Below are 9375 nucleotides of genomic sequence, written 5' to 3' on the forward strand. Positions count from 1 at the left end.
GTTGACATAATATCGTCGATACAGTCCTCCGCTATCAAAACTATATCGAGCAATGAATTGGTAGCTAGAAAGTCGACGGTTTGTTGCGTATGATTAAAAGTCAACCTTAAAAGCTTTTTATATGGACTTGCTATGGCTTTTGTATCAGAAAGAGAAATTGTAAAGAAGGTATTTAGCAAAAAAATTGACTTTGCGATTCTGGCATTATTCTATATTTCCGCGATTTTTTTTCTTCTTTGTAGTGGAGTTCTCTTTCAATATTTTACCGCTGGCTTCACAAAGGGTAATTGTTATGAATGCTCAATGAAACTTGATTATATAAAACAATTTTATTTTTCAAAAGGAACAGCATGGTATCTCATATCTGCTGTTGCAATATTTATTGGCTCTGTCTTTATACAGCATAGGATTAAAGGTTATTTAACCTTATTAGCTCTTACCTGGATTGCACTAACAATAACAGATGTGATTTTAATACGCGCACTAGACGATATAGCTATGAATAATATTTTGCTAAACATACTATACAATCTTTTTGGGGCGATATTATTGTCTCTGTATGTGTGTTTATCAAATTCGCTAATATTTCATCTTAATAAAGTAAAAAACATTCCAATGATATTATCGGCAATGCTTCCATTAATTGCCGCAATAATAATAGCAGTACTTATAACCGCCGTTATATATTTATTATTTGCTAGGCAAGCGGTAGAGATTGAGATGGATATATCTGAAGGATCCGACATCGCTTATGCGGGTGTAAAAAATAATGAAGAATCATTTGGATTTTTAAATGATAAAAAAACAGATACACCAACGTATCTGGATGTAATGAAAAACGGCAGCCTGATTTATAATGATATAAAGGGTTTAAGTGGGGCTGATATCTATATTGTCTCAGGTTGCTATACCCTTCCAAATTTACTTCACAATGTACCACTTGATGCTAAAAAATCTTTTCTGAATGTGAAAAAGATAGAAATCACACAGAAATTTCCAATGATGGGGTTCATACAAGGTGAATCAGCGGATGTAATACCTAAAGCGGCATCAAGGTTAAGTTTGAGCAAACAAGATGATGAATATATGCTAGCCTCAAGTGTTACTGACTCTCAAATAACATTTGAATCAAACAATGCGCAATTAATGGTTGCTTTCGCATTTATGCCAATAACCACAAATGGCTTTTTGCATGATTATACATATGATATTATTATCAATAATGAAAAATATAAAATTGAAAATCATATTGCCCCTTTATCTAGGCTCGATAAAAATAAGAAGATGAAATGTGAATATCAGCAACTATCTGATTTAACTAATACTTATAGCATTAATGCTAATTATTTGACAGGTTTTTTAATTGTCATAAAACCAGATGATATTATCAATTTTAACAATAGCCCCTCCGTGGTACTTAAGACTGACATGGCTTTCTATAAGAAAACATACCAGAAGCTTGATAAAATATATGATGATATAAGTAATGGGAAATTATCTGCTCTGAAAGCAACAGGAATCTCCCAGTTTAGTATCAATGGGAAACATCTGTCGTTGAGGCCAGAATCGGAGATTGTTATTTCTGAAGGGAGTTTGTATGGACTTGTTAATAAAAGTAAAAAAATAAAAATATATGGCACGGCAGATCTTGTTTTCGTTGACAGCAAGATTATGAACCTCCGTAAAATAACTTATTTGCAATCTAAGCTTGAAATTTTTGGTTCTTCTGTTGTGGACATATTAAAGTATATATTTGGTTTAGGTCTGCTAGTCATTTCTATAAAATTCATTCGTTCATACTTTAAGAATGATGTGAATGAAAATTTATTCCTGTAATGCATTTGGCTCCAATTGGAGCCTTTTTTTACATCTACTTATTAAAATGTACCTTTGAAAAAGTAGAGTTTCTGAAGTAGGATTAATCAGTAAGATTGCCTACAATTTTTAATCTAGCTCCCTATGAGAATTTAACATTTGCCATTAAGAATAAGATGACATGAGCAAACTATCTGATGAAAACTTACCTCTGATTTCCGATCATATCATCGATGGTGATTTGTCTCTGGTTCACCCATCATCCAGTCAGGGAGTGATCAATCCAGCTCAAGCATATTTGTTATCGCTTAACTCTCTACGTAGTCGTCAGACAATGTCCTCATTTCTCGGTATTATTGCCCATATGCTTGGCTCAGACAGCAGCCATACCTTCCCCTGGGGTAGTCTTCGCCGGCACCATGTTCTTGCAATTATAGAGTTGCTTAGAGATTCCGGTAGAGCCACAGCTACCGTTAATACTTATTTATCTGCATTAAAAGGAGTTGCGAAAGAAGCCTGGATGCTCCACCAAATTGATGTGGAAAGTTACCAACAGATTATTTCAGTACGAAATTTACGTGGAAGTAAGTTGCCAAGAGGAAGAGCTCTCCACCGTGACGAGATACGTAAATTATTTCAAGTTTGTGATAATGACCACAGCTGTAAAGGACCTCGGGATGCAGCATTATTAGGTGTACTTCTTGGTTGTGGCCTGCGGCGTTCCGAGGCTGTTTCTCTGAGCTTAAAAGACATTATAACTGCAGAACGTGCAATTAAAGTTCTTGGAAAAGGTAATAAGGAGCGGATAGCATTTTTACCTGAAGGCTCATGGCAAAGGTTGCATATCTGGATAGACCAGGTTCGTGGTGAAAACCCAGGACCAATATTCACCAGAATTCGTCGACATGACGATGTAACACTTGACCGCTTAACAGATCAAGCTGTCTACCACATACTTGACGTACGTCAGAAACAAGCCTGCATTGATAAATGTGCACCACATGACTTGAGAAGAACATTTGCCACAGCATTGCTCGATAATGGTGAAGATTTAATAACGGTAAAAGATGCAATGGGCCATGCGAGCGTAACAACCACACAGCAATATGACCGAAGGGGTCAAGAGCGTTTGCGAACTGCTCGTGACCGTCTCAACTTTGAGGACTGACATACTCATAAATTGTATTGGCTCAGTCATGGTCTGATACATTGGAAATGGATGTCACGTTACCAGAGGTTTTACTATATTTACTTTTGTTTGTATTAGTTCAGATTTGGCCTGACAGAGCTATAGCAGAGAGCATAACCTAATCTGGCAGGCAGCCCTGTACCAGAAAAAGATGTAGCTAACATCAGCCTATTTTAATCAACAAGGAGCTAGTCAGATAGTGCATAAAATAGTGAGATATGAATTCAAGAGAGTTTCGATGAGTAATCGTCAGTATTTTTCATTGATCCTTGAAGAAGCCAGACTCTGGCAACAGCAGCAGGGTTCAGAAGGGTGGAATTATCCATTTAATGACGAATGGCTTTTGCCCAGGATCAGGCGCAACGAGCTCTGGTTGGTGTTTGATGGATATCAGCCAGTTGCTGCATTCCGGGTACTTATGGAAGATGTGCCATTTTGGGGTGAAAGGGAAAATGGGAAAAGCATTTACCTGCACTCGTTTGCCGTCTCGCGAAAGGTTGCAGGTCAAGGTATAGGAAATGAAGTTATATCCTTCGTTCGTGATATGGGCAGTGCACAACAGCGACAGTTTATTCGCCTGGATTGTTCAGCTTCAAGTGAACGACTGATTCACTGGTATGAGAAGCAAGGGTTCTATTTTGTTGATACAGTTATAGTAAACAGTAAGAATATGCTGCTAATGGAAATGCCTTGTTAGGTTACCTGGCAAAATGTCCGTTCCTCGCTCAAACCTTCAGTTCAAGTCTGAGCTAATAAAAATTATACAAACTGAATTACCATATGAGATCCCTTGGTCTTCTTGAGTGCTTCTTGGATATATTTCTCTTTAACTTCTTCAGTTACTAATTCATTTTCAAAAGGTGGTTCAAACCTTTTCATTGTCTTTTTCTCCGCAACAAATCCCCCAACAATCATCTCACCCTCAACTTTGATTTTTCGCCCATTGTAGTCGAGTATGATATAGGAGTTAGTTCCAGTAATTTTCACTTTAATTTCCTCTCTCAAATATAACTTTTGATGTTTGATTTAATGGGTCAATAGTTGTTATTTTTGTAACGCTATCATTACTCATCAACCTGGGTAATTCTACATTTTCCCAAATATTCCCTTCCCTCAATGACTCTCCAACAACAGCCCTTATCTCACCAGACACTTGTTTAGCATAGGATGCCGAAACATCTTCCCAGGCTTTTATACTTTGAGGATTATCAAAATCCCATTCAGGCATCTCAATACCTTTATCTTTGATAGTTGATTCTAATGTAACACCACCACGAGATCTAGCTATTGACTCAGCTACATCTGCACCACCTATACCATCGGTACGGCCAGACCAGAAAAAAGCAGTATCAGGGTCGGTTGCGAGCTGAGGTTCTATTTCTTCCAAATTTATAAGACTCTTGGGCGTATTTCTCCATGATTCAAACTCAGCCCCACCTTTCATTCCTACTAGTCCGCCAGCAAAAGACCCTCCTAACGCAAACCATTTCTGTCCGTCACTCCCTTCTCCGTATAAATGACCACCTAAAAGGTCTCCAGCATATCCACCTCCTAATCCTCCAGCAAATCCTAACAATGCAACAGCAGGCCCGACTAAAACTACTGATGCAGCAAGACCGGCGCATAGTAAAACGGTATTTACCCATTCAGGTATTTCGGGGTTTATTGGATCTGTTTGAACTTTCGCTCCTCCAATAAAAACGTTTGAGGAACCGGTATGTATTGTTGCGCTACAAGTTAGTAAATCACCAATTCTCGCAGCAGGGAACCCATTGATATTGACTGAACTCGAGCCTTGAGCAACTTTCTGTACATTAGGACTGTGCTCACTACATTTTCCAATGGATTGATGAGCTATAATTGCCGGCTTACCATTTATAAAGACATTCAATGACCCTTTATAAAGGTTTCCTGTCTCATGGGTAGGAGCCCACGACATGCTACCTAATACTTCTCCAAGCCCTCCACCACCTGCTGCACCTGCTATAGTTGCAGCAACAACAGCAGCACCAACTCCACCCGTCGCAATTGTGAATGCAGCCCCTACAATGGCTCCACCAATTAAGCCGACGACAAGCCAACCCTTGGATGAAGAGTGGGTGATAACATCCTCTTCTCTTGCAGCCCCCCATACTTCTGAGCTGCTCATTCTTGATTCATCCTTTTAACTATATAAGACTCAACATCATTAATAGTTTCAATACCCGGTATCCCTCTTACACTTTTAGCCAGCAACAAACTATCAACAAGATTGGTTCGCTGTTCTCCATCTATTTCCCATAACCCATATCGTTCTGAATCGTCACCTGAATTCACTGGTGCCAACATAAGGGAATGACCATCCTTATCAAAAAACAGATAATCTCCATGTTTAGCTCGTGTGAGGTTTACTCCACGGTAAAGGTCTGGGATTCCCGAAAATACAGATAACTCCCGGGAGTCCCGATCGAAAGTAAAAAATAATGATGTACAATCTGAAGGTATCTGCTTTCTCAGGTTATTGGATAGGTTTGTATTTGAATCGAAACGAATACTGTCAGTTATGCTATTGAAAACCTTATTGTGATATTCATTAAATGCATCTGGACATGTACCTATAAAGCATATTATTTTTTTACCCAGACCATTATCATCAACCAAAACAACTCGTTGCATTTGGAATATCGTGCTTTGCCCTGATTTGAACCTATAAAATATTTCAGAACCATTCTTACCTGATAGGCATATTTCCTTTGAGTGAATGAGTGAAAACTCGTTCATACTTGTCTCTAACTCTTCGACAAGCCTTTTAGACATAGATATTACATCTTCTCCAACGTGTGCTGTTGCTCGAGATATTACAAAAGTGAATTCATTCGCGTTTGTATGACTCAGCGTAAAAAGATTCATAGTTCTATCATGAAATACTTCTGGAACTGTAACGGTACAGTCCTGGAGGGTGTACTCAGGCATCTTATTTCATCAATCCATATCAATTTACATGACTATCTAAAACGTATTAATAGAATACGTTTAAACATGATTGCGACATTAATATTCAGTAAAACACATTTGGCATTTGTAGAAATGCGAGTGCTCAACAGGCTAGTAACTGTAATAAAGTATGGTGTTACTAGAGCAGATGAAAAAATGTTTTTTCTAAACTAACATTGTTTAATGGCTTGATGTTTAAGATTGCTCTTAAAAATTTATGCTTGCGGGATTCAATTTGCGGGCTGCTGTGTTATTCAATTCGTGGATATTATTTTTATAATTTCCACTGACTACTTTACCTGTATTCCGATTCACCCAATATTCCACCCCTGCTCATAACGTATGCCTGATATAGCGACATTTCATTTTAGCAAAATCACATACGGTCTTTGATTTACTTAGTCATGATAATCCATCGACAAGAGCAGCTGATTTCTGAGTTACACCATTTTCAAACTGATACTCCCTAGCCTATAAAACAATACACTTGGCGATTTCACCGTGAAATTACATGAGTAAATTTAGTCTAAACAGTTAGTTAGCTTTGAAATCATGATGGCGAACATGGTACTTGTTCGCCATCATGTACATGACATCAGGATAGCTGCTTTTTCAGGACCTGCTCTATGGCACTATCCAACTCATCCTGCAATTCTTTAGGCAGCCTGTTAAATTCATAGCTAAACATTCTTCCTTTCGAACGTTTTCGTGCATATCTATCCTTATCACTAAATGTCCACAGCATTGTTGTTATCGACTTATCTTTATCAGGTTTGGATGAAAGAACGGAAGCCTCGCGAGAAATAACCTTCAGAATGCGGTTCTTAACTTCATCCTCAGCAAGCACTTCATCAGCTAAAAGAACATCAACTTCCGGTCCAACATTATCTACTAATTGGTCATAACCAATGTTTTTGCTGTCCAGAGACTCAGTAGCCGAAATCAGCACTTTGTAATCCGAAAATGCTAATTCGGACTGAACTGGGAATAAAGAAATTAAATCCTGGGGAACACTTGCTGCCTGAAGTGCCCTTGTAACTTTGGCCTGGGACAATCCTTCCTGCTCGGCAATCTCTTTTTGACTCAGACCAGCATTTTTCAATGCCAACAACCTGAAACCGATTTCTCGAATATTATGCTCACGAGCAGTCTGAATGTCTCTTGCAAGTTTCCTGGCATCTTCTGATGAAATTAGGTTATTAGTCACCATAACATTCAAACCAACGTGACAAAGAATCGCTGATGCCCGACGTCGGGAACCATCGATGATCTCAATTTTGTCTCCTGACTGAACACCAATGCATGGGAAAAATTGCTGAAGTTTCAGTGTTCTTGTAATGTCTTTCAGTGACTCTGGAGTTAATGCTGACTGGTCTCTTCCATTTGTTTCCTGCACAACAAATGTCTTTTCGATGACCTCATTAGCTGGAATATTACGTAAACTGAATGAAGCTCGCTTGCCGGAAGCAAGGACAAATGTCTGGTTTAATGATTCAGGGTTGGCCCGTTCTGAATTCAAAGATGTTTGATTCAATGTTCTGCCGATTGTGGATCTTTTACCGCTCATGGGTCACCTCTAATATCAATTCGTTCTCAGAAACTCAATTCGATCGAATACAGCTTTAGCAAAATCCTCCGCTGCAGATCTCGCATTCTTCAATGCTTCGCTACTCCCCACATATGTTGCCGGATTAGCAGATATAACCGTGTCAAATGATTCACCGCATCGCTCAAAACCATCAAGACGAGGAATGGCAACATCCAGCATGTCACCCCCAAAGATTTCTTTAGCAAGACTATGACAGAGTTTATGGTCTGCTTTATTTGAAAGCTTGGACATGAATCCTATGTTTCCAATCAGACGGCAACCATGGCCAGAATGCTCAATTAAACCAACTAATTCAGGTAACCTTGTTAGATATTTAAGCGTTGAGTGAAAATCCACCTGGGCCGGTGGTATGGGAGTTAACAACAAATCTGCTGCAGCAATTGAGTTATTAAGAAATGCATCTAAATGGGGACCGCTATCTACAAAAATAAAATCATACTCACTTTGCAGCTTGTCGATAATATTCTCTCTTAAAACTGAATGAATGTTTTGTCCAGGAAGATGTTTCTTGCATAAGTCTTCCCAACTTGAAGCAATGAATGCATCATCAATGGAAGCTGGTATAACATCAACACCAGGAACAACAGATGGAACGATGAACTCATTCAACAATTCTTCTTTCGAAACGTTCTGAAGCATAGCTTGTGCTGCCGTCTCCTCAACAATACCTATAGCACGAGTATGATTGAGAAACATTGTTGCCGACGACTGAGGGTCAAGATCTATAACAAGAATTCGCAGGTCTTCATACAATAAATGGGGATGGGTACGTAGAGCATGCGCCAGAGAAACTGTCGATACAGTTTTAGAGACACCACCTTTTAAATTACCAACAAAAATGGTAAATGCGTCTGCGTAGCGATCTCTGTATTTAGGGATACCTCGATGACAATAAATATCGATGATATTTTGTATAGACATTGCGTACTTAGTAGATGAGCCAGCTGGGCGCTTATCGAAAACATATCCCTCAGCTTCCATCTCACTTACTGCATAATCTACGTTAGCCCTAGTCAATTTTGGCAGCTTTGAAAGCGCAGCTTTCGCGTAAACCTGATAAAATTCATGCTCATTCAGCTCTTCTCTTTGCGACTGAATCTGCTCAGTCAGTGAAACTAGCATTTTTCCAGAACGTTGAGCCACTTTTTCAAGCTGATTCAACTTATCCATAGATATTTTCCTTTTATGCAGGATTTATGAGTTTCATCAATAATCCTGCATAAAATTACTTTTGTAAACAGATAAGTTCAAAGAAGCCGAATAAATTGTAAACAACGTGACCGGACACATTTATAGAGGCGACACCTGAAAATGCTATCATGAAGCGAATACTTAAGTAGAAGTGGTGATTTTCGATATGGTGTATACTCGTAACCAAGAGGAGTGTATTGACCATGTCACGGGAAGATCAAAATAGGCTTGGGGAGAATAACAACGAGACAATACCCCCTCAACAATAAACAATAGTACAGCAGGCGGAAATTATGTTTGTGGTTAACTGTTCCATAAGTGTGACAATCAGCCCTCAGTATCAGATACGGTGAACCGGTACATCCTCCGCAGCCCATCCGTGACAACACACCCTCAGTTTGCAGCGCCGTACTGTGACAATCTGCCCTCAGCATCAGACACGGTGAACCGGTACATCCTCCGCAGCCCATCCGTGACAACACACCCTCAGTTTGCAGCGCCGTACTGTGACAATCTGCCCTCAGCATCAGACACGGTGAACCGGTACATCCTCCGCAGCCCATCCGTGACAACACACCCTCAGTTTGCAGCGCCGTAA

The 9375-nt window shown here is 39.3% G+C and carries 8 protein-coding genes; 3 read left to right on the forward strand and 5 right to left on the reverse strand.

Annotation, left to right across the window (positions count from 1 at the left end):
- The first annotated feature begins 132 nt into the window (after positions 1–132).
- The 3 genes from DT73_RS20925 (at position 133) to DT73_RS25240 (ending at position 3701) form a co-directional block, all read left to right on the forward strand.
- Positions 133–1836 carry a hypothetical protein gene (locus tag DT73_RS20925; protein WP_036114589.1) on the forward strand — a complete coding sequence of 568 codons (1704 nt, stop codon included), beginning with the start codon at positions 133–135 and terminating at the stop codon, positions 1834–1836.
- A 160-nt stretch (positions 1837–1996) separates the two neighbouring features.
- Positions 1997–2983, forward strand: a complete 987-nt coding sequence (locus DT73_RS20930; protein WP_036114593.1) for a tyrosine-type recombinase/integrase — start codon at positions 1997–1999, stop codon at positions 2981–2983.
- 259 nt (positions 2984–3242) lie between these two features.
- The gene (locus DT73_RS25240; protein WP_152552556.1) at positions 3243–3701 is read left to right on the forward strand and encodes an N-acetyltransferase; all 459 of its coding nucleotides are present in this window, start codon (positions 3243–3245) and stop codon (positions 3699–3701) included.
- A gap of 62 nt (positions 3702–3763) precedes the next feature.
- Here DT73_RS25240 and DT73_RS20940 read toward each other — a convergent pair whose 3' ends face one another.
- The 5 genes from DT73_RS20940 to DT73_RS20960 all read right to left on the reverse strand — a co-directional run bounded on the left by DT73_RS20940 (position 3764) and on the right by DT73_RS20960 (position 8756).
- On the reverse strand, positions 3764–3991 hold the full coding sequence (locus DT73_RS20940) for an Imm74 family immunity protein (protein ID WP_036114596.1): 228 nt from the start codon (positions 3989–3991) through the stop codon (positions 3764–3766).
- Position 3992: 1 nt separating this feature from the next.
- Complete coding sequence (locus DT73_RS20945) at positions 3993–5153, reverse strand: PAAR domain-containing protein (protein WP_036114599.1); 1161 nt, start codon at positions 5151–5153, stop codon at positions 3993–3995.
- Positions 5150–5956, reverse strand: coding sequence for a DcrB-related protein (locus DT73_RS20950; protein ID WP_036114602.1), 807 nt, complete (start codon positions 5954–5956; stop codon positions 5150–5152). The genes DT73_RS20945 and DT73_RS20950 overlap by 4 nt, the downstream gene beginning before the upstream one ends.
- A 616-nt stretch (positions 5957–6572) precedes the next feature.
- Positions 6573–7544 carry a ParB family protein gene (locus DT73_RS20955; protein WP_036114605.1) on the reverse strand — a complete coding sequence of 324 codons (972 nt, stop codon included), beginning with the start codon at positions 7542–7544 and terminating at the stop codon, positions 6573–6575.
- A gap of 15 nt (positions 7545–7559) precedes the next feature.
- Positions 7560–8756 (reverse strand): AAA family ATPase, encoded by a 1197-nt coding sequence (locus DT73_RS20960; protein ID WP_036114610.1) that lies wholly within the window; start codon positions 8754–8756, stop codon positions 7560–7562.
- Positions 8757–9375: the final 619 nt, after the last annotated feature.

It is taken from the genome of Mangrovibacter sp. MFB070 (assembly GCF_000705335.1).
Lineage (GTDB): Bacteria > Pseudomonadota > Gammaproteobacteria > Enterobacterales > Enterobacteriaceae > Mangrovibacter > Mangrovibacter plantisponsor.

What these genes read in the sequence shown, in the direction of transcription:
- DT73_RS20930 (WP_036114593.1), top strand. Translation starts at nt 1,997, where the DNA reads ATGAGCAAACTATCTGATGAAAACTTACCTCTGATTTCCGATCATATC.
- DT73_RS20950 (WP_036114602.1), bottom strand. Translation starts at nt 5,956, where the DNA reads ATGCCTGAGTACACCCTCCAGGACTGTACCGTTACAGTTCCAGAAGTA.
- DT73_RS20960 (WP_036114610.1), bottom strand. Translation starts at nt 8,756, where the DNA reads ATGGATAAGTTGAATCAGCTTGAAAAAGTGGCTCAACGTTCTGGAAAA.
- DT73_RS20945 (WP_036114599.1), bottom strand. Translation starts at nt 5,153, where the DNA reads ATGAGCAGCTCAGAAGTATGGGGGGCTGCAAGAGAAGAGGATGTTATC.
- DT73_RS25240 (WP_152552556.1), top strand. Translation starts at nt 3,243, where the DNA reads ATGAGTAATCGTCAGTATTTTTCATTGATCCTTGAAGAAGCCAGACTC.
- DT73_RS20925 (WP_036114589.1), top strand. Translation starts at nt 133, where the DNA reads ATGGCTTTTGTATCAGAAAGAGAAATTGTAAAGAAGGTATTTAGCAAA.
- DT73_RS20955 (WP_036114605.1), bottom strand. Translation starts at nt 7,544, where the DNA reads ATGAGCGGTAAAAGATCCACAATCGGCAGAACATTGAATCAAACATCT.